Source organism: Spiroplasma litorale, assembly GCF_001267155.1.
Taxonomy (GTDB): domain Bacteria; phylum Bacillota_I; class Bacilli_A; order Mycoplasmatales; family Mycoplasmataceae; genus Spiroplasma_A; species Spiroplasma_A litorale.
In genome coordinates, this window is the sequence record NZ_CP012357.1 from 297454 (window position 1) to 319684 (window position 22231).

Sequence of the window (22231 nt, forward strand, 5' to 3'; positions counted from 1 at the left end):
TAAAAATAAATAATATTGATATAATAATAAATAGTTAAAGGGGTATTTGGATGATAATAAATATTGGACCGTGATGATTGTTTGACATAATCTGTTTTTTTATAATCATTACATCTACTGTTTGTGGGATTAGAAAAGGCTTTTTAGTTTTATTCTATTTTTTATTTTTACAAATATTACTTATAGTAATTCTTTTATTTGTTCCGGCATTAATCACTAATGCAATTGCTCCATCAATTATGAGGGCATTATCTGGATTGAACCCTTCGAAATGATTTTCTGGAGTTAGTTCAGAAATTGTTAATTTAATTAATGGACTTCTCCCTAATAACGAAGCATCATCTGAAGCTATTAAAACAAATGGTGATAATGTTTCTTATGAAATGGCCAAAACCGTTGTAGCTTTAGTTATATACTTATTAATATGTATATTTTTCTATATTACTATAAATTTGATAGGTTTTTTTGTATATTTAGGATTCAGAAAAAAAATACGAAGTATTAAAATATTTGGAAAAGTAGATGCTTTATTAGGCGCTGTAAACGGTTTGTTTTTAGGTATGACATTATCCATAGGAATTTCATTTATCGCGTCTTTCCCGCTTATTGCAACAGAAAACCAAAAAATAGGTGCTCTTAATTTTAAAGACATGAATTCTGAGGACCTAAAAGATTACATCAATAATGAAAATGCATATAGCAAATATTCTATTTCTAAAAGAATTAATTCAGGAATACCAAGTATTCCTACTTATAATTTCACATATACAAATGTTTGTGCAATGAAATATGTTGTCAAACCAATCACAATAATAGGCACAGAACAATTAAAAGATGGAACACTTTCAAGTTTATCTGATTTTTTTATCTACTACGAAGATGAATTAGTTGAAGGTTATTCAACAGATAACTTATTAAAAGTTCCAGTAAATTTTTGCATTGAATCGATGCCAAATGATTCAAGAAACTTATTCAGAATTGTTTCAGAAATTATGTTAATGGGTTCAAAATTATATGTTGAAGGTAATGAACCTGAAAAAACTACATTACATAGTATCAATTTAATAAATGCATTTGATAAGTTTTATTATGAAAAAATAGCAAATGATAAAAATGATCAAGGAGTCCATAAAGGCTGAGTTAATGAAGATAATTTAGTTAAGTTCTATGAATGAGCTGAAGAAAACTCAAACGGTAATGAGGAAATACTTAAAAGATTAAACCCTTTCATTCAACTATCAGAAAACATAAAAAATTCTTGAAGAAAAAATTCAAATAGTGATGAAAGAAAAATTGTTAGTTTACTTCAAAATCCAAAAAGAACTTATAATTTTTTAAAAAACTTATTTTATGTAAATTATATAACTAGAAACAATTTAGACACTTTACCAACTTTATCTTCAACTCTTTCATCATTATATTTATTTAGAGCAATGGAGTTATCCCCAACAGGAGAACTGAAGCTAGGAAGATTCAAAGATCATGCTCCAGGAGAAGGGGAGGAAGCTTATAATTTCCCAACAATTGATGATATAGTTTACAATAGTGATAAATTTTGAAATAATTATAACAAACGCGGTTATATGTGAACTAGATATTATTTCTCATTCTTATATAATAGCGCCTGAGGTTTTAATGAATAAGATTGGCATAGATATTATTGAAATTAAAAGACTTAGAAATTGAAAAAAACTTTTTAAAAAAATTTTACATGAAGATGAAATAAAAATATTTCAAAAGTTTAATACAAAAAAGAGAAAAAATGAGTTTTTAGCTGGCAGATGAGCCGCCAAAGAAGCTTTAATGAAAATATTAAATAAAGACATTACAATGAATTTAATAAATATTGGTTATAAAAATAATAAACCCGTATTTTTAAATGAGGGTTATGAAAATTATAATATTTCAATAAGTCATGAAACAAAATATTGTGTTGCAGTGGCAATTGATTTAGATTTTAAGGAGGCATAATGAAGCAATACTTGGATTTAGTTAAAAATATATTAAATAATGGTGAAGTTAGACAGGACAGGACCAATACGGGTACCGTATCTTTATTTGGTGCACAATCAAGATATGATTTAAGAGAAGGTTTTCCGTTGTTAACTACTAAAAAAATGTTTTTTAAAGGTATAGTTCATGAAATGTTATGATTTATCAAAGGTGATACAAATATAAAGTATTTAGTTGATAATGATGTAAAAATATGAAATGAGTGACCTTATGAATTATTTAAAAAAAGTAAAGATTACAATGGTGAATCAATTGTTGAATTTGCAAATAAAATAAAAACAGATAATAACTTTGCAATTAAGTATGGTGAATTGGGTCCAGTATATGGTAAACAATGAAGAAATTTCAATGGAGTTGATCAACTTAAAAACTTAATTGAAAATATAAAAAACAATCCGTTCTCTAGAAGACATATTATAAATGCTTGAAACCCTTCAGAAGTTGAAAAAATGGCACTACCCCCATGTCACGCCTTGTTTCAATTTTATGTGTCTGAATCTGGTTATTTAGATTTGCAACTTTATCAAAGAAGTGGGGATGTTTTTTTAGGTATTCCTTTTAATATAGCAAGTTATTCATTTTTATTAACACTAGTTTCATTAGAATGTAACTTAAAACCAAGATATTTTATTCATACTATTGGAGATGCACATATTTATTCAAACCATATAGACCAGATGAATTTACAACTTACAAGAAATCCATTAAAATTACCAAAATTAGAAATTCAATTTAATAATAAAAATATATTTGATATTAAATATGAAGATGTAAAACTTATAGATTATGAGTCTCATTCAAGTATTAAAGGAGAAATTGCAGTATAATGATTAGTTTAATTTGAGCACAAACAAAAAATAATGTAATTGGTAATGATAACAAATTACCCTGAGACATAAAAAGTGAAATGAAACATTTTGTGGATTATACTAAAGGCAAAACTGTTTTAATGGGAAGAAATACTTTTGAGTCATTAAAAATTAAACCTCTGCCCAAAAGAGAAAATATAGTTATCACCTCAAGACCTATGGAAAAAGAGTATAATCAATTATGGAAAAGTGATAATTTAACTAAAGTTTTAGAAAAATATAAAAATATTGAAAAGGAACTTGTTGTAATTGGTGGTGCTCAAATTTATACAGAAGCATTAAAATTTGCAGATAAACTAGTAGTTAGTATTATTAAGGAAGACTATATTGGTAATGTTTACTTTCCAAATTGAAATAAAAAAGATTTTAATCTAATTGAAGAAAAAGAAAATGATGAATTCATTATACAAATTTATGAAAGGAAATAATTATGTCAAAGAAACTAAAGTACACGCAGGATAGAGATCTACAAACTCCAGCTGAATTCGAAGAAGCGAAGACAAAAAAAGAAACAGCATATGTTAGAAAAGGGAAATTTATTTTAAATTTCTATAACATATGAAGAACCATAAAAAAAGCAAAAAAAGTTACTAAAAAGATAAAATTAGATCCAAACTTATATTCAGAAGAATGAAGATATAATTGAGTAAAAAAGAAAAGTAAAAAAGTGCTACAACTATTAAATGTATATGTTGACGTTATTGGTGTAGAAAATTGGCTAGATAGAGGTGTTATTTTAGCGTCTAACCATCAATCAAATATTGACCCAATTTTAATGTTGGCTGTAAATGATTTTTCAAAACAACAACCAGTAGCGTTTATTGCTAAAAAAGAACTTTGAACACAAAGAATTTTTAAACATTTTATGAATTTAATTGACAACGTACCTATGGATAGAAATAATCCAAGAAGTGTTTATAATTCAATAAAAGAGGGTAAAGATTTAGTTTCTGACTATAAAAGAAGTTTAGTTATTTTTCCTGAAGGAACAAGAAGTGCTAAACAAGAAATGAATGAATTTCAGCCTGCGAGTATGAAAGTTGCTCAAATGGCTTACGCTCCTATAATACCAGTAACAATAATTGATTCTTATAAATTATTTGTTAAAAGACCAAAAGGTGAGTTTAGAATAAAAATAATTTTTGGTAAACCATTAATGCCAGAAAAATTTATATCATTAAAAACTGACATGCTTACAAAAAACGTTCATAAAGAAATCGAAAAAAATATGAAAAAATATATAGATTGAGATCCAAAAAAATTAGGTATCAAACCAAAATCTGTTAACAAAAAAACAAGATGTACATATTATTAGAGGTGTTTTATGAATTTCAACTCCATTATTGAAAAGAAGAAAAAAAATATTGAATTAAATGAATCGGAAATAAATTTTTTAATTGAGGGTTTTTTAAATAATAAAATTAAAGATTATCAAATGTCTGCTTTTTTAATGGCGGTTTATTTTAATAATATGACAAAAAATGAATTATATTTTTTGACTAATGCAATGATACGTTCTGGAAAAAAATATGATTTAGAAGGTGTTGAAGGGCCAATAGCAGATAAACATTCTACTGGCGGAGTTGGAGATAAAACGAGTTTAATTTATGCTCCTCTAGTAGCAAGTTTTGGTATAAAAGTTGCAAAAATATCAGGCAGAGGGCTTGGAAAAACAGGGGGAACGATTGACAAACTAGAAAGTTGTACTGGATGAACGAGTTTAATATCAGAAGAAGAGTTTAATTCTAATGTTAAAAACAAATACATTTCTATTATCGGTCAATCAGAAAATATAGTTCCCGCAGACAAGGTGTTATATGCATTGAGAGATGTAACTGGTACAGTTGATTCAATTCCATTGATAGCATCAAGCATCATGTCTAAAAAACTTGCTGTAAGAAACACAAGTATAATATTGGATGTTAAGGTTGGGTCAGGAGCTTTCATGCAAAACATTGATGATGCCTTATTGCTTGCAAACACAATGATCGAAATTGGCAATTTATATAATAGAAATGTTAGTGTCATACTTACAAATATGAATTTTCCGCTCGGAAGAAGTATAGGAAATGCATTAGAGGTCAAAGAAGCATGAGAAACTTTGAATGGTAATGGATGTACTTCCCTTGAAGAAATATCAACTACTGCGGCTGCAATAACATTATTAGATAATGGTATTTTTAACGACTATAAAATTGCATGTGAAGAAATTAATAAAGTCATAAAAAGTAAAAAGGCAGCTAATTTATTAAAAGAATTTGTTATAAATCAAAATGGAGATTTTGATAAAATAATTAATTATGATGATAATTTTAAAACTAAGAATGTTATAGAGATTCGTTCAGAAAAGAAAGGTTATTTGAATTACGACTCAAATAGTATTGGAAACCTATCTTTGAATCTTGGAGCAGGTCGTGAAACAAAAGAAGATAAAATTGATTTTGCATCTGGAATATATCTAAATAAGTTACCAAATGAATTTGTCAATGAAAATGAAATTATTTTTACTTTATATACAAATAAAGATAGTGTAGAAATATTTAAAAATATGTCTCATGAATGTTATAAAATAACAGATAATAAAAATGAAAGTGATTTGATTTTGAAAATAATATCAAAAAACTATAATTTATAACAATTATATTTAAAAGGAGTTGAATTCTAAATTAAATTCCAATATAATATAAATGTCTAAAACAGGTAATAAACCATTAGCCCATATTGTTTATTTAGCCCTATTAAATATGTAATTTAATTTAATATATAATAAAGCTTGTTTTGGATATCTAAGTACTCCGCCCTGAGTACTTTTTATTTTCATTTTTAGATATTTAAAATAAAATTTAAAAATCATTGACATTTATTCAACAATTTTTGTATAATTGAATAGGTTCTTATTTTAAAGGACACTTGCTGACTTAGCTCAGTTGGTAGAGCAATTGACTAGTAATCAATAGGTCGAAGGTTCGAGTCCTTTAGTCAGCACCACAATGGGGAGATAGCGAAGTGGCTAAACGCGGGTGGCTGTAAACCATCTCCTAACGGTTCGGCGGTTCGAATCCGTCTCTCCCCACCATTTATTGGGCTATAGCCAAGCGGTAAGGCAATGGACTTTGACTCCATCATGCGCCGGTTCGAATCCTGCTAGCCCAGCCATATTAATTTCGTCTCGTTAGCTCAGCCGGTAGAGCAACTGGCTTTTAACCAGTGGGTCATAAGTTCGAATCTTATACGGGACACCATTAACAACCCCGGGTGGCGGAATTGGTAGACGCACTGGACTTAAAATCCAGCGGTTTTAATAGACCGTGCCGGTTCAAGTCCGGCCCCGGGGACCAATTTAGGACTTGATTTAAACACTTTAATTAGTGTTTTTTTATTTTTTAATAAAAAAAACCTTATTTTAAATAAGGTTTTTTAATTTATTTCAAATTGTATCAAATTTATAATTTATATTACTATATTGTGAAGTTGAGAATTTATCTGTGCTCTCTCCACCTGATTCGCCATTGCCAGATCCAGAACCACTTCCTTCTCCTGAACCACTCTCTCCACCTGATTCGCTTTCACCGCTAGAACCTGTGTTAATCTTTTCGACTAACTCAGTTTCTATTTCACTATTTAAAAAACTTGTGCTAAATTTTTTAATAAGTTTATCAAGTGAGTTTTCTACTCAACCAGTTTCATCTTGGTCAAAACCAATTTCTCAACTTACAATTTTTCCGTTTCTTATTATTAAAAACATTGGTGTAGCTTTAATTTTATCAAAATACTCTTTAACTTTGCTTTTTGCAACTTTTTTTTGTATTGTTTCATTGCTTCCAATATCTAGCATTGATTTATAATAAATATCTGTCATTCTGTCAATTAGTCAATTTATTATGTTTTCACTTCATTTTTCTTTAAAGTTATTTGCTTTTTCGTCACTAACGAATTCTCTAAGATTTAAATTGTTGTTTAGTTCTTCTCCATAACCAGTAAAAGAATTTTCATCTGGTTTAATTGAACTAACTGAGTTATTGTATTGACCTGATAATTCTTCAAGTTTATTGTCAAAAAAAGTTTTATTAGATTCTAAATTTGCTTCAAATTTTTGACAAAAATCACAATCTTTAGCACCAATGTAAAGTAAAAAAGTTTCTTTATTATCTATTCATTGTAAAAATTGTTTATAGTTAACATTTGAACTACATGATATTACAGTAGTGGCAGATGTTGTTGCAAGCGTTAAAACAGATAACGTAGCAAGTATTTTTTTCAAATTAATCACTCCTAAATTACAAATATTATTTTACACATTTAATTGAAGAAATAGTATATATATTAAAGATTTTTTTGTTTATATATCAAAATATAATTTTTTGTATTAAAATTAAATAGAACATAGAAAATATTAATTTAAGCATTATCTAATAGTCCATAACTTAGGGAATTATTTAGATTATTTTATTTTTTTATGATTTAGCAAAATATGCTAATTTTTTATTAAGAGGAGGTTTTAAAATGCGCGAAGGAGTTATCTTACGTTGTTCAGTTTGCAAAGAAGAAAATTATATTGCAAAAAACGATAAAAGAAAAGACAAAATTGAAGTTAATAAACATTGTTTTAAATGTAATGCACACCAAACACATAAGCAAAAAAAATAATCTTTTGTATTTAAACCAGGAGAAAAAAATATGAAAAAAGAAATTCTAAACAAAATTTTAAAAGAAACTGGTGCTCAGGCTATCTTGTTGTATTCGCCTCAAAATAGATATTGATTCTCAAGATTTCAATCTAGTTTAGGCTATGTATTATATACAGAAGATGAAAGTATACTTTTTTTGGATGGTAGATACATTACTGCTGCAAGGGAATCAGACTCAGTAACTAATATTGATAAAATTTTGGAATTTAAAAAAATTTATGAGTTATTAAATCATGAAATTGAAAATAAAAACATTAAAAAAGTTATTTTTGAAAGCGATTGAGTATATTGTAGCCAAGCAGATCTTTTTAAAAAACATTTGAAATCTGAAGTTGAAGGTTACAATTTTGAATCTGTAAGAATGATAAAAGATCAATGAGAAATTTGTCAAATTAGAAAAGCATGTGATATAACACATGAAGTTTTTTTAGAGGTTCTATCATATGTTAAACCGGGTATGACAGAAATCCAATTATCAAATTTTGTTACAAACACTTTTTTACAAAAAGGTGCTCAAAAATTAAGTTTTGATACAATTGTTGCAAGTGGTAAAAATGGAAGCAAACCACATGCTGTACCATCTGATAAAGTAATTAATGAAAATGATTTTGTTACATTAGATATGGGTTGTGAGTATAATGGATATTGCTCAGATCAAACAAGAACATTTGTAATGGGTGAAAATGGTAACCCTATAATAAATGAAATTTATCAAATAGTATATGAGGCTCAGGAATTAGGTATAAATAGTATTAAACCAGGTGTTAAAACAAGTGAAATCCATAAAATTTGCTTTGATTACATAGATTCAAAAGGATATGGAGAATATTTTACACACGGAACTGGACACGGTTTAGGGATTGAAATTCACGAAGAACCATATAATTCTGTTGCAGGGGACAAAATACTTGAAGAAGGTATGTGTGTGACTGTGGAACCTGGAATATATATTCCTGGTACTGGTGGAGTAAGAATTGAAGACGACATTCTTGTAACTTCAAAAGGTTTTGATTACTTAACAACACCATTAAGAAAATTACAAATAGTAAAATAATAGGTGATTTATATTTCAAAAATTGAACATATTGCTCTAATTATTGATGGTAATGGACGTTGAGCAAAAAAATTTCATAGACCAAGAACTTATGGTCATAGAGTTGGTATACAAAATATATGACCAACAATTTTAGCGATAAAGAAGCAAAATATAAAATATGCTTCTTTTTATTGTTTTTCTACAGAGAATTGAAATAGACCTGATAAAGAAGTTGAATTTTTGATCAACTTCCCAGTTGACTTCTTTAATAGAAAAAAACAAGAAGAATATTTAAAAAATGATATAAAGGTTGTTTGAGTTGGTAGAAGAGATCGGATGCCAACCGAAACAAAAAAAATAATTGAAGAAGTAGAAGAAAAAACAAAAAATTGTAGTTCATTAATTTTTAATTTGTGCATTGATTATGGTTCATTCGATGAAATTCAAAATGCAATTAAAAAAATAATGGATGATTGTGAAAATAAACTATTAAATAAAAATGATTTTGAAATTAAAGATTTATTTAAATATTTGTATACTGAAGGTACCCCACCAATTGATTTGTTAATTAGAACCGGTGGGGAACAAAGATTAAGTAACTTTATGTTGTTACAAGCTTCTTATGCAGAATTATATTTTACAAAGAAATATTGACCAGAATTTAGAGAGCATGACTTGTTAGTTGCTATTGATAACTACATAAGTAGAGAAAGAAGATATGGAGAAATAAAAAATGGAAAATAACCAAAAAGAAGACTTAGTAGATAAAAATCAGGAAGTTGGTTCCAATAGATTTAAATCTTCTGTTGCAATATCAAATTTTAAAAAAAGAATAATAACATCCATTATACTATTAATATTTCTTCTAATTTATGTTTCTTTAGGTGCTATTTATACTCTATTAAGTGAATTAAAAAATATTGAAATTGCAGCATATTTTTTAATTTTCCTAACATCAATAATTTTGATTCTATGTCAATTTGAAATTAATTCTGCTACTAATTTTAAAAAATGATACTTTCAACTTGTTATTATATCAATATCTTTAATTATGTTTTTTTATCCTATAAACATAAATCTTTATAGAAATTTATCATTTTATAGTTTAATGAGTTTAGGAGGTTGATTAAGTTCTTGACAACTTCCATTAATAATATTTTTATTCTTTTTAATTTTATTGTTGTGTGTATACCTTTCAAAATCTAAAAACTATAAAGGTATTATTATAAACTTCGCAATAACTTTAATGATTGTATTTGCTTTCAAAGCATTTACAATCATATCATTGAGTAGAATTGATTTTGGAGGCAAAATTGTCGGTAGATTTTCATTTAATACCATTGTTTGGGTTTGACTAATCATTATATTTAATGATTCATTTGCTTATTTGGGAGGAATGAGATGAGGTAAAACAAAATTAGCTCCAGTTATTAGTCCTAAAAAAACCTGAGAAGGTGCTGCAATTGGTTTATCATGTTCTTTTATTTTTGCAATTACTTATGCTTTAATATTTTATTTTTGCAATCCTGTTAATAAACCTCTTTTTGAAATGATGGTTTTTTTAGGAAATAATTCAAAAGCAGGAGAAATAATTGTTTATGTTATATTATCGTTATTATTTCCTGTAATTGGATTATATGGCGATTTATTATTTTCATATGTTAAAAGATTATTTAATATAAAAGATTACTCAAATCTTCTTCCAGGACATGGTGGATTGTTAGATCGATTAGATTCAATAATTTTTGCATTATTCATACTATTTATAATAATAATTTTAGGGAGTAGTGTGTTTTAATGAAGAATGTAATTTTGTTTGGAGCTTCTGGCAATATTGGTATGCAATCTATAGATATATTAAAAGAGAATAAAGACAAATTTAAGTTAATTTCAATATCGATTGGGAATAACACAAGTGTTTTAGAAAGAATATTAAATGAATTTGACTCAATTAAAAAAGTTTATTTAAATATTAAAACTGAGGAATTAACTCTTAAATTTCCTAATGTTGATTTTATTGATACAAATATACTTGATTTGTTTAATGACAAAGTGGACATTATTATTAATGCATTAAGTGGTGTATTTGGATTGAATGTATCTGTTGAATCAATTAAAAAAGGATTAATCTTATTAAACGCAAACAAAGAATCTATAGTAGTTGCCGGGAAAATAATAAACAACTTACTTAAAAATAATAAAAGATCTCGACTTTATCCAATAGATTCTGAACATTGTGCAATATTTCAATGTTTGGAGTCAAAAAACAAAATCAAAAAAATTTTATTAACTGCTTCGGGCGGGCCTTTTTTAAATCTCTCACTAGAAGAAACTAAAAATATTAAATTGGATGATGCTTTAAAACATCCAACCTGATCTATGGGAAAAAAAATTACTGTTGACAGTGCGACTATGTTTAATAAATCATTAGAAATTATAGAAGCTTATCACTTATTTAATACTGAAAATATAGATGTTATTGTTCATAAAGAATCTATAGTTCATTCAATGATAATGTTTGATGATAATAGTGTAAAATCTCAAATGTCAAAACCTGATATGAAGCAAGTTATTAATTACTTTTTAAATTATCCTAATCGTACGTGTTTTAAAGATCAAAAGGATTTAGACTGAATTGGCGGCTTTGAATTAACTTTTAAAAAAATAGATGAAAAAAGGTTTCCACCTATTAGTTTTGCTTTTGAGTGTATTAAAAGTCATAATTCAAAGTCAATTGCATTAAATGCAGCAAATGAAGTTTGCGTAGATTATTTTTTAAACAATAAAATTAGTTTTTTTGATATAACATTTATAGTAGAAAAGATATTTAAAAGTATTGAAAACAAAGAAATCAACTCTATTGATGAAATTTACATTTATGATGCTTTTATAAGAGAAAAGACTATTAAAATGATTGGAGTTAAATAATGAGTGCAGGAATGATAATTTTAGGTATAATTGTTGGTATTTTTACATTACTTATAATTATTACAATACATGAACTAGGTCATTTTATTGTTGCCAAAATTTCAAAAGCTTATGTATATGAATTTTCAATTGGGTTTGGTCCTAAAATTTTTTCAATTAAAACTAAAGAAACATGAGTTACATTTAGAGCTATTCCTCTTGGTGGTTATTGTTCAATTGCATCAGATAAAGTTGAACCTCCAAAAGGTAGAGAAAACGAAATTGTACCTGATGAACGAAAATTAGATTACATTGCAAGATGAAAAAAAATGTTTTTTATATTAGCTGGACCTTTTATAAATTTATTATTAGCAATATTTCTTTTTTCAATTATTTTTGCTGCTGTTCAGCATAAAAAAAATGATATGACTTTTTTTGGATCTATATATGACCAAGAAAAAGTTGCTGCAAAAGCAATAAAAGATGCAGAAGGCAATATTAATTATGTAGGTCAAGAATTTGTAATCTGAGGATTTAAATTAACATCTAAAGAAAGAAATGATGAAAATCCTATTTTTGATAATATATGTAAAAATAAAGATCAAAGTAATTGTGAAAATTCAATCAATTATAAAGAAAATGATAAAGCTGTAAATTACAAAAAAACAGTATATAACTTTATCGACAATTTAAAAAAAATTGAAGATAATGATACAGATGTCAAAATAGAATTTTCTTATAAAGAAGTAAACAAGTACCATGGGTATGCAATATCAGAAATTAAATATACAAATAAATTTAGTATTGAAAAAGGAGAAACAGTTGGTATATCACCTCCAACAAGATTATATGAAAATGCAGGGGCAGCATATGGAGCTGGATGAATAGAGGCATTTGACTCTTCGGTAACTTTTTTAAAAGCAATCGGAAATTTATTCATTGGAAATTTTGGTGGATTAGCTGGGCCTGTTGGTGTGGCGAAACAAACCGCACAAGTTCTTAACTCAGCTGAGGATTATTTTTTATTTGCAGCTGCAATTTCTGCAAACTTATTTATATTTAATTTATTATTTTTCCCGCCTCTAGATGGTTATAGATTGATTGAAAACTTTTTAGAAATGATTCTTAAAAGAGAATTGTCTTTAAAATATAAAATAATTGCAAATACGATTGGATTTGTTGTGTTCCTGTTATTAATAATTATTGTTACGGTAAAAGATATAATTGGTTAGCTGAGGTGCTTTGTGGATTTAATAACTTTTTTTAATAAATACAATATTAGTTTTGAAAATAAAGAATTATTAATATTAAATAAATGCATTCTTGATAGAAAAATTGTTGTTAATACAAAAGATAAGTTTATCAAAATTACTTTATTAAGTGATTATTTTTTAGAAACATCATTTTTAAATAGTTTAGAAAACAAAATTGATTCTATTAGTGACTATATAATAAAGTTTTGCATTAAAGTTAAAAATCAAAATTACAATAAAAATCTTATTTGAGAATACATTTCGTATATTAAAGAAAATAAAGCAGAAGTCAAGGGTGGGGTTATAAGCTCGATAGATTTTGACTCAATAAGTTATATTGAAAACGAAAACAAAATTGTTTTTAATGTATCTAGTTTTATGGAAAAAGAAGTAATTTTAAAACATATAGATTACTATGATTTAAAGTTAAAAAAATATGGTTTTAACAATTTGGCATTTGATATAAAAGTTTTTAATAATCATTTTGAAATATTAGAAAAAATTAAAGATGAATATAGTGATGAAAATGTTATAAATAATAAAATATTCACAAAACAAACAAAAAAAACATTTACTCCAAAATATAAAACTAACTCTTCAATATTAGATTCATCAAGCTATAAGTGCTTAAATGATTTAGAAGAAAATGCTCAAAATGTTACAATTCATGGAAAAGTTATTTCAAAAGAAATTAGAAAATCAAAATCAAATAGAAATATTTATTCTCTTTCAATAACTGATAAAACCTCATCAATTAATTGTGTTTTTTTTCAAAAAAATGAAGAACCAACTTTTTTTGACTCTTTAAATGAAAATACTAAGAAATTCCTAGATAATTTTAAGGACGATTTAATAGAAGTTAATGATTGAGTTTCGTTTAATGGTAATTATAGTTATTCAACATATGATAAAAGTTATATTTTCTATATAAATAAGTATAAGAAAATTGATTCTAAGGATTGCAAAAGAGCAGATAAATCAACTCAAAAAAGAGTTGAATTACATACACACACTAAAATGTCTGTAATGGACGGTGTTAGCAGTGTTAAAGATTATTTAAAGGCTGCTAAGGATTATGGGTGAAATGCAATTGCAATAACAGATCATTTAAATGTTCAATGTTTTCCAGATGCTTTTAATGCGCTTAATGAAATAAATAAAAAAGAATCTGAAAATAAATTAAAACTTATATATGGAAGCGAACTATCTATGTTGAATGAGGACTTCTGAATAGTTAAAAACGCTAAAAATCAAAATTTGAGAAAAGCAAAATTTGTAGTTTTTGACTTAGAAACAACTGGTCTTTCACCAGAGTTTGATGAAATAATTGAATTTGGTGCAAATGTTTATGATTATGAAGCTGGAACATCAAAAAGATACGATATTTTGATTAAACCAACTATAAAAATAAGTAATTTTACAACTGAATTAACTAACATTACAAATGAAATGTTGTCAAATAAAAATCCAATAGAAGTTGAGTTTTTAAACATTTTAAAAATAATTGAAAATGGTATTTTAATTGCACATAATGCAAATTTTGACTTTAATTTTTTACAATCTTGATCAAACAAATTAGGTCACGGAGAATTAAATAATACTATTATTGATACTTTGACGCTTGCAAGAGTAATGAAACCAGATTTGAAAAATCATAGACTTGGTACTGTTGCAAAAGCTTTTGGCATAATATATGATGAAAAAAATGCCCATAGGGCTGATTATGATGCAGAGGTTTTAACAAATGTTTATGAACATATGTGAAATGATGCTAAAAAAAATGTAGCAATTGATTTTGATGTTGATTGAAATAAATTTACACCCGATAATATTTTTGTAAATGAACATTATAAAAGGATTAAGGGTCAACACATTAACATACTGGCAAAAAATCAAGAAGGACTAAAAGATTTATATAAAATAATATCTTTTTCACATGTCAAAAACTTTTTAGGTAGTCCTAAAATTTTTAAATCTATTTTAAAAGAGTATAAAAATAAAAATAATATTTTAGTAGGTTCAGGTTGTCAAAATGGGGAAGTTTTTGATATTTTACGAACAGGAACGAATGAAATGCTTGTTGAAGCAATTAAGTTCTACGATTATATTGAAATACAACCAATTAGTGTTTATAAAAAACTTTTGCAAACAAAGGATCTGGAAGTAGATAGGTTAAAATCAATTATTATAAAAATTATAGAAGAAGCTAAAAAACAAAATAAACTTGTTGTAGCTACTAGTGATGCTCATTACGTTAACCCTGAGGATAAAATTATAAGAGATATTTATATTAATACAAAAGGCCTTGGGGGAGCTTATCACCCCTTATATGACTTTAAACAAAGAGTTAATGATAATCCTGATCAACATCTAAGAACAACCGATGAAATGTTAAAAGAATTTGATTGGTTAGATAAAAACCTTGCATTTGAAATCGTTGTAACTAATACAAACAAAATTGCTAATTTAATTGAAGAAGATATAAAACCATTAAAATCAGGATTATATACTCCAAAAATAGAAAATGTTGATAAATTATTAACAGAAGAATGTTATAAAAATGCAAAAGAAATGTATGGAGAAGAAATACCTGAAATTGTTAAAGAAAGGCTAGACAAAGAACTTGCTTCAATAATTAAACATGGTTTTGCCGTTGTTTATTGGATTAGTCATTTATTAGTAAATAAATCAAATAAAGATGGTTATTTAGTTGGTAGTAGAGGATCTGTTGGTAGTTCATTGGTTGCAACAATGTCAAATATTACAGAAGTAAATCCTTTAAAAGCACATTATATTTGTAAAAAATGTAAATATTCAAACTTTGATGTAGATAATAAATATAAATGTGGATTTGATCTGCCAAAAAAACTTTGTCCAAAATGCGGATGTGAACTTTTTGGAGAAGGTCATGATATACCATTTGAAACGTTTTTAGGTTTTGATGGGGATAAAATACCTGACATTGACCTTAATTTCTCGGGAGAATATCAAGGAGTTGCTCATAATTTTGTTAAAGAGCTCTTTGGTGAAAATAATGTTTTTAGAGCTGGAACTATATCAACTGTTGCAGAAAAAACTGCTTATGGTTATGTTTTGGGGCACTTAGAAAAAAATAATGTTGCTCAAGAGTCTGTTAGAAGAGCTGAAGTTAATAGACTTGCTTTGCTTTCGACAGGTGTTAAAAGAACAACAGGACAACATCCTGGTGGAATTATAATACTTCCCAAAGAATTTGAAATAGAAGATTTTACACCAGTTAATTATCCTGCTGATGACGATTCAAGTGATTGATTGACAACACATTTTGATTTTCACTCAATCCATGATAACTTATTAAAAATGGACGTTTTAGGACATGTAGACCCTACAGCGCTTAAAATGTTAAAAGATCTAACAGGTGTTGACCCAATTAATATACCAACCAATGATGATAAAGTTTATGCACTGTTTGCAAACTTGAGTTCATTGAATTTAAAATCTGAGGATATTAATGGCGAAACCACGGGTGCACTTGGTTTACCTGAGTTTGGAACACAATTTGTTAGAGCAATGTTAAAAGAAACACAACCAAAAACATTTGCCGATTTAGTCCAAATTTCTGGATTAAGCCACGGAACTGATGTTTATATTGGAAATGCTCAAAATTTAATTAAAAATAATATCGCAACAATTTCAACTGTTATTGGTTGTAGGGACGATATAATGGTTTATTTAATGAATATGGGAATCGACGCTTCTAACTCATTTAAAATTATGGAAGATGTTAGAAAAGGAAAAGGATTAAAACAAGAATACATATCTTTAATGAAATCAAACAATGTACCTGAATGATATATTGATAGTTGCCAAAAAATAAAATATATGTTCCCTAAAGCTCATGCGACCGCTTATGTTTTAATGGCTTATAGGGTAGCTTGGTATAAAGTTTATTATCCTGAAGAATACTATGCTACTTGATTTTCAACCCGAGCAGATTTCTTTGACATTGAAACAGCATTAAGTGGAAAAGAAGAAGTTTTGAAAAAAATAAAAGAAATAAAATTTAAACAAAATAATAAAGAAGTTGTTTCTGCAAAAGAATCTGGTTTATTGCCTATATATGAAGTTATATTGGAAATGTTTTCTAGGGGTATAAATTTTAAAAATATTGATTTTAACATTTCTAATGCAACAACTTTTAAAATTGTTATTGATGAGGAGGAAAATAAAAAATATATATATCCTTCATTTAACGTTATTGATTCACTTGGGGAGACAGTTGCAAATTCAATTGTTAATGCAAGAAATGATAGACAAATAGTAACTTTAGAAGATTTAAAAAGAAGAACTCAAGTCACACAAACTCAAATTGAAATATTTAAAAAATTAAATATTTTAAATAGTTTAAGAAATGACGACCAATTATCATTCGATTTTTAGTATAATACCTTTAAAGGAAATTAAAATGAATTTAAAAAATATAATACAGGAAAATAAAAAACTAATAGTTAGCGAAATTGAGAGTTGCGGTTTAAAGTTATATGAAATTAACTTTACAAAAGAGTTTGATTCTAATGTTATTCAAATATTAGTTGAAAATATGGATTCAAGCAAACTAAATGTTGAATTTGATAATTTAATTTCTGCAAATGAAAAATTATCAACTCTTTTAGATAAAATTGATAGTACAGATGAAAAATATCTTTTAGAAGTTTCTAGTGCAGGAGCTGAAAGAAAGATTAAAAATGAAGATACATTGAAATTATCAATGGGTAAATATTTGTATTTAAAATTGAAAGAACCAATTGATGGATTGGATGATTTTAATGCAACACTAATTGATGCAATAGATAATTATACATTTAGCGTTAATATTAAAGGAAGAATTAAAAAAATAAAATTAAAATGAGATCAAATCGAATTTATTAGATTTGCAATCAAATTTTAATTTTTTTTTATCGATTTTATTTATGGGTTAATAATGAAATTTAAATTTTTAAAACAAAAAAATATAAATGATTGTGGAGTAGCTGTATCTGCTATGCTAATAAATTATTATTGTAATAGAAATTTTAGTTTAGAAGACATAAAATATGAAAACAAAATTCAAGAGGAGTTACTAAGTTTTTTAGACATTGAAAATATTTTGTTAAATTATGGTATTGAGTTTATTTCATATAGTTGTACATTTAAAGAATTGAAAGAAATTGATATATCTAAACCACATGTTTTAAGTTTATGTAATGAAAATAATGAAACACATTTTATAATTATCATTAAAAAAAATAAAAATAAATGTTTAATAGCGGATCCTAACTCAAATGATTTTAGCTGAATAAAAATAGATGACTTAGAAAATAAGTTTAGTGGATTTTTAGGTTTAACTAAATTAAATAAGAAAATAAAGTTTGAAAAAAGAAAAGTGTTAAATTGATATTGTTATTTGAATAGCAATAGGGAGGCTATTTTAAGTGTTTTGTTTATTTCAATAGTAATAAATTTTTTAATTTTATTAAATAGCAATTTTTTAAAAAAATATATAAATGAGTTAAATTTTGATAATCAAAATTATAAAATAAAATTTTTTATAATTTTTATAATGCTAAGCTTATTTGAAATATCATTAACATTTACTTATAAAGTAATTTCAAAAAATATAAAAAATAAAATTATTAAAAATATATTTTCAGATTATATAAGTAAATTAAATCAAATATCAATTGAAGAATTTAAATCTTTAAAAAAGGAAGAGTGATATAAAAAAATTGCTTATATTAGAGAATTAGCAGATATGATTGTATTTTCTTCAATAAATATACCTGTTGAATTAATTTTATTTATATTAACTTTAATAGTTATTTTAAACCTGTCTCCTGTACTGCTAATAATAATTTTGATAGATAACTTTATAGTAATATTAATATCGATTTTATTTAATGGGGTTTTAAAAGATAAGTATCTAAACGCAGAAAGAAAAACAATAAATTTTTCTAAAAAAATTACTGAGTACTTTAATTCATACGAAGAAATTAAATATAAAAAACTAAATAATAAATTTATAAAAGATATTAATGTTAAGGCTAATAATTTTTATTACTCATCAGATCAAATTGAGGAAATAAAAATAAAGATTAATTCTTTAATAAGTTTAGTTAATATATTTTTTTACTATTTGTTATTTTATATTTCATATCTATTAATTTTAAAAAACACTTTTAACGTAACAGAACTTTTATTTTATACAACAATAAGCGTACATATAAATGGATTCTTTAATACTATAAATGGATTCTTGAACAATTATGAGTCATATAAAATTGCGAGTAATAATTTATTTTTTATATTTACTTTAAGTAAAAAAAATAATGAAAATGCATATAAAAAAATTAAAGAAATTAAATCCATTGAATTTAAAAATATAACAAAGTACATTGGAGCAAAAAAATGTATAAAAGATTTTAATTATACAATAAACGATAATACCCTAATTTATGGAAAAAGTGGAGTTGGAAAAACGAGTATTTTAAAAATAGTTACTGGTTTTTTTAATTCTTTTGACGGTGAGTTATTAATTAATGGCACTACTTTTAAAGATATTGATAAAGAAAATTATAGCAATAATGTAATTTATTTAGGTCAATATGATTTTATATTTGACGGAACAGTTTGAGAAAATATACAACAGTTTAAAAATAAAATTGATGTAAATTTGTTTAAAAGCTATTATTTTTTTGATATTTTAAAAAATAACTCAATAGATATTGATAAAGAAGTCTATGATAATGGTGCAAATCTTAGTAAAGGTCAAAGGCAAATCATCAATTTTATGAGTTTGTTTTTTATAGAAAAACAAGTATATTTAATTGATGAACCATTAAGTAATGTTGAAAAAGAAACCGCATATTACTTATTTAAATTATTTTATGAAAAAAATAAAGATAAATTAATAATAATGACTGATCATGACCCAATTTACAGAAGTTTTTTTCCAAATAGAATTGAGGTAATGTAATGAATAGTTTTAAGATTAAAATAACAATATCAATATTTTTCTTTTTTGTTTTAGTAATACTTTTTTTAAATTACTTTAAAATAGACGAAGTAATAATTGGGAATATAAGTATAGAAAAAAAATTAGACTATTTTGACCAACTTGTAAATGAATATTACATAGTTTCTAAGGAAAAAATAAATATAAATAAAATTGAAAAAGTAGAAGCAATTGTTGATACTTATAAAGTAAGTATTAATAGCGATAAACTATTATTGGTTAATGGATTAATAAAAATTGAAGATGAAATACTTTTTACAAATGCAAAAAACAATGATTATATTTATATATATTTGGGAAAAATAAGTATATTTTCATATTTGTTATATGGATAATATAAATTGTTATAATTAATTTGGTGAAAAAATGAAAGATAATATTGATTTTATTTACGAAGTTGAAATAAAAGAATTAAAAAAATACGAAAAATTATTTTATAAATTATTAAAATATGTAAAAAAGTATACAAACTTAAACAATAAATTATCATTGTCAGTTAATTATATATCAGATGAAAAATCAATTTACTTAAATAATAAGTATAGAAATAAAAACTATGTTGGTGATGTTTTGTCATTTCCTATAAATGATGAATATAATATATACTCGCAAATGAATTTCAAAGAAATTGGGGATATTTTTATCGCACCCAATGAAGCAGCTAAAAAAGCAAATAAATTTAATCATTCACCAAAAACAGAGTATTCATGACTATTTGTTCATGGCCTACTTCATATATTAGGTTTTGATCATGAAACTAAGGAAGAGTCTGAAGAAATGTTTTCGTTAACTGATAAAATATTAAGCAAAATAAAAGTAAAATATATATATTTATAATTTAAAATATATAATTAATATAAAAAGGAATTATTATGGCAAGAAAAAAAGGTTCAAAAAGAGCAAAGGTTAGAACAAGGTTAAAAAATAAGTTCACCAATGCTGCGAGAGGTGTTTATACTGCTTTTAAGGAAGAGTCAACTCTGATTGTATATCTTATTGCAATTATAATTGCAATTGGATTAGGAATTTGGGTAAAACTTGATGTTATTAGCTGATCAATAATTATTTTAACAATTGGAGTTTTGTTAGGTTTTGAATTCTTAAATACATCTATTGAAAATTTTGTTGATTTGCTTAGTTTTGAATACGACATTAAAGTAAAAAAAATAAAGGATATATGTGCCGCTGCAAGTATAATAAATGCCATTTTATCAGTAGTTATTGGTTTTTTAATATATTTACCACCTTTAATTGAAAAAATTAGTGATATGGTGGGCGTTTAGTTATGAATCTAGAAAAAGTATTTAATGTTTTAAAAGATAATGAAAGGTATTGTTACACACCATACTCAAGATTTAATGTAGTTTGCTCTTTATATTTAAAGGATGACACTATTATAAATGGCGTAAATATTGAAAATGCAGCTTATAATCCAACTATTTGTGCAGAAAGATCGATGATTGCACAATTCATTTCAAAAGGGTATATTAATAGTGAAGTGGACTTTATTGCTTTATATGCCAATTCAGATAAACCTGTGTACCCATGCGGTACTTGTAGACAAACATTAGCAGAGTTTTTCTCAGAAAAAACTAAAATTTATATTTTTAATAGTAATGGTTATAATAGTTCGCATATGCTGGGGGAATTATTACCTTATTCATTTAATAAAAATAATCTTGAATAAAGTATTGATTTTATAAGGAGATTTATGTATTACACTAAAGAAAATTTTTGAGTAAAAACTGGTACACAATTTATATGGTTTTTTTCAACATATAGAAATATTGATATTTCAATTGACGAATTAGAAGATTTTATAAGTAACAGAGATTATTTAAGTACAAAAGAATCCAATATATTTACAGATGACGTAATTAATCTCGTTAAGGCATGAGATTACATTAGACTAGTTGTTTTAAATTTCAAAGATGATTTAGAAGGTAACAAAAAATTTACTGATGCTTTTAATTTGGATGTTTTAACTACAATTTATAAAATTCTCGATCCATCTGAAGAATATTGCAATCAATTCATAGTAGAGAATGATAAAAAAACTATATTTATTAAAAAACTGTTTATATTAATAAAAGAATTAGATGATACTTCTGATGTTAATGAAATCTTAGAAAAATTTTGTTTTTCTTTGTATGATTTTATTGTACATAAATATATTGGAGAATGAACAACAATTATGTTTTTTTGTTATTTTACACAAATGGCATTTATTTGTAAGGATATAGGACCAATATTATTTAATGATATTGATGATTTAAATTATGTTTTAGAATTAAGCAAAAAGGTAACAACTTTTCTTGAAACAAATGATAAAAGCAAATGAAAAAATTGTGAAGAATTAAAAGAACTTGAAACAATATGAAATGATAAAATTGAGTTTTTTAATTTGGTTAAAGATAATTTTTAAATAGAAAATG

General features: G+C 25.4%; 21 protein-coding genes and 5 tRNA genes. 25 read left to right on the plus strand and 1 reads right to left on the minus strand.

The window, feature by feature from the left end; genetic code table 4:
* Window positions 1–50: 50 nt before the first annotated feature.
* The 11 genes from SLITO_RS01475 (at window position 51) to SLITO_RS01525 (ending at window position 6220) form a co-directional block, all read left to right on the plus strand.
* Window positions 51–1643: a hypothetical protein gene (locus SLITO_RS01475; protein WP_075058021.1), complete on the plus strand. Its 1593-nt coding sequence runs from the start codon at window positions 51–53 to the stop codon at window positions 1641–1643.
* Window positions 1636–1971, plus strand: a complete 336-nt coding sequence (locus tag SLITO_RS01480; RefSeq protein ID WP_200901510.1) for a holo-ACP synthase — start codon at window positions 1636–1638, stop codon at window positions 1969–1971. Before SLITO_RS01475 ends, SLITO_RS01480 begins: the two co-directional genes overlap by 8 nt.
* Window positions 1971–2840 (plus strand): thymidylate synthase, encoded by an 870-nt coding sequence (gene thyA, locus SLITO_RS01485; RefSeq protein ID WP_075058022.1) that lies wholly within the window; start codon window positions 1971–1973, stop codon window positions 2838–2840. Before SLITO_RS01480 ends, thyA begins: the two co-directional genes overlap by 1 nt.
* Window positions 2840–3310: a dihydrofolate reductase gene (locus SLITO_RS01490; protein WP_075058023.1), complete on the plus strand. Its 471-nt coding sequence runs from the start codon at window positions 2840–2842 to the stop codon at window positions 3308–3310. Before thyA ends, SLITO_RS01490 begins: the two co-directional genes overlap by 1 nt.
* Window positions 3311–3312: 2 nt before the next feature.
* A complete protein-coding gene (locus tag SLITO_RS01495; protein WP_083433333.1) occupies window positions 3313–4197 on the plus strand; it encodes a lysophospholipid acyltransferase family protein in 885 nt (294 codons plus the stop codon).
* Window positions 4198–4206: 9 nt separating this feature from the next.
* The gene (locus tag SLITO_RS01500) at window positions 4207–5517 is read left to right on the plus strand and encodes a thymidine phosphorylase (RefSeq protein ID WP_075058024.1); all 1311 of its coding nucleotides are present in this window, start codon (window positions 4207–4209) and stop codon (window positions 5515–5517) included.
* Window positions 5518–5794: 277 nt separating this feature from the next.
* Window positions 5795–5870, plus strand: a tRNA-Thr gene (locus tag SLITO_RS01505).
* Between the two features lie 4 nt (window positions 5871–5874).
* Window positions 5875–5958 (plus strand) — tRNA-Tyr (locus SLITO_RS01510).
* Between the two features lie 5 nt (window positions 5959–5963).
* Window positions 5964–6038 (plus strand) — tRNA-Gln (locus SLITO_RS01515).
* Window positions 6039–6048: 10 nt separating this feature from the next.
* Window positions 6049–6124 (plus strand) — tRNA-Lys (locus SLITO_RS01520).
* 7 nt (window positions 6125–6131) lie between these two features.
* A tRNA-Leu gene (locus tag SLITO_RS01525) sits at window positions 6132–6220 on the plus strand.
* Window positions 6221–6285: 65 nt separating this feature from the next.
* Here SLITO_RS01525 and SLITO_RS01530 read toward each other — a convergent pair.
* Window positions 6286–7143 carry a hypothetical protein gene (locus SLITO_RS01530; RefSeq protein WP_075058025.1) on the minus strand — a complete coding sequence of 286 codons (858 nt, stop codon included), beginning with the start codon at window positions 7141–7143 and terminating at the stop codon, window positions 6286–6288.
* Window positions 7144–7385: 242 nt separating this feature from the next.
* On the opposite strand from SLITO_RS01530, the gene rpmG reads away from it, so the two are divergent.
* The 14 genes from rpmG to SLITO_RS01600 are packed head-to-tail and all read left to right on the plus strand — an operon-like array spanning window position 7386 to window position 22221.
* On the plus strand, window positions 7386–7529 hold the full coding sequence (rpmG, locus tag SLITO_RS01535; RefSeq protein ID WP_075048107.1) for a 50S ribosomal protein L33: 144 nt from the start codon (window positions 7386–7388) through the stop codon (window positions 7527–7529).
* Window positions 7530–7559: 30 nt separating this feature from the next.
* On the plus strand, window positions 7560–8624 hold the full coding sequence (locus tag SLITO_RS01540; RefSeq protein WP_075058026.1) for an aminopeptidase P family protein: 1065 nt from the start codon (window positions 7560–7562) through the stop codon (window positions 8622–8624).
* A gap of 3 nt (window positions 8625–8627) precedes the next feature.
* A complete protein-coding gene (uppS, locus tag SLITO_RS01545; RefSeq protein ID WP_075058027.1) occupies window positions 8628–9350 on the plus strand; it encodes a polyprenyl diphosphate synthase in 723 nt (240 codons plus the stop codon).
* A complete protein-coding gene (locus tag SLITO_RS01550; RefSeq protein WP_075058028.1) occupies window positions 9340–10404 on the plus strand; it encodes a phosphatidate cytidylyltransferase in 1065 nt (354 codons plus the stop codon). The genes uppS and SLITO_RS01550 overlap by 11 nt, the downstream gene beginning before the upstream one ends.
* Entirely contained in the window at window positions 10404–11534 is a 1131-nt protein-coding gene (gene dxr, locus SLITO_RS01555; RefSeq protein WP_075058029.1) for a 1-deoxy-D-xylulose-5-phosphate reductoisomerase, read from the plus strand. The genes SLITO_RS01550 and dxr overlap by 1 nt, the downstream gene beginning before the upstream one ends.
* Entirely contained in the window at window positions 11534–12745 is a 1212-nt protein-coding gene (locus SLITO_RS01560; RefSeq protein WP_075058030.1) for a M50 family metallopeptidase, read from the plus strand. Before dxr ends, SLITO_RS01560 begins: the two co-directional genes overlap by 1 nt.
* Window positions 12746–12757: 12 nt before the next feature.
* Window positions 12758–17185: a PolC-type DNA polymerase III gene (locus tag SLITO_RS01565; protein ID WP_075058031.1), complete on the plus strand. Its 4428-nt coding sequence runs from the start codon at window positions 12758–12760 to the stop codon at window positions 17183–17185.
* Window positions 17186–17210: 25 nt separating this feature from the next.
* On the plus strand, window positions 17211–17693 hold the full coding sequence (locus SLITO_RS01570) for an LSm family protein (RefSeq protein ID WP_075058032.1): 483 nt from the start codon (window positions 17211–17213) through the stop codon (window positions 17691–17693).
* 33 nt (window positions 17694–17726) lie between these two features.
* Entirely contained in the window at window positions 17727–19757 is a 2031-nt protein-coding gene (locus SLITO_RS01575) for a cysteine peptidase family C39 domain-containing protein (protein ID WP_075058033.1), read from the plus strand.
* Window positions 19757–20131 carry a hypothetical protein gene (locus SLITO_RS01580; protein WP_075058034.1) on the plus strand — a complete coding sequence of 125 codons (375 nt, stop codon included), beginning with the start codon at window positions 19757–19759 and terminating at the stop codon, window positions 20129–20131. Before SLITO_RS01575 ends, SLITO_RS01580 begins: the two co-directional genes overlap by 1 nt.
* Window positions 20132–20162: 31 nt before the next feature.
* Window positions 20163–20633, plus strand: a complete 471-nt coding sequence (gene ybeY, locus SLITO_RS01585) for an rRNA maturation RNase YbeY (protein ID WP_075058035.1) — start codon at window positions 20163–20165, stop codon at window positions 20631–20633.
* Between the two features lie 35 nt (window positions 20634–20668).
* On the plus strand, window positions 20669–21079 hold the full coding sequence (locus SLITO_RS01590) for a diacylglycerol kinase (RefSeq protein ID WP_075058036.1): 411 nt from the start codon (window positions 20669–20671) through the stop codon (window positions 21077–21079).
* A 2-nt stretch (window positions 21080–21081) separates the two neighbouring features.
* Complete coding sequence (gene cdd / locus SLITO_RS01595) at window positions 21082–21483, plus strand: cytidine deaminase (protein ID WP_075058037.1); 402 nt, start codon at window positions 21082–21084, stop codon at window positions 21481–21483.
* A gap of 24 nt (window positions 21484–21507) precedes the next feature.
* Entirely contained in the window at window positions 21508–22221 is a 714-nt protein-coding gene (locus SLITO_RS01600; protein ID WP_075058038.1) for a hypothetical protein, read from the plus strand.
* Window positions 22222–22231 lie beyond the last annotated feature (10 nt).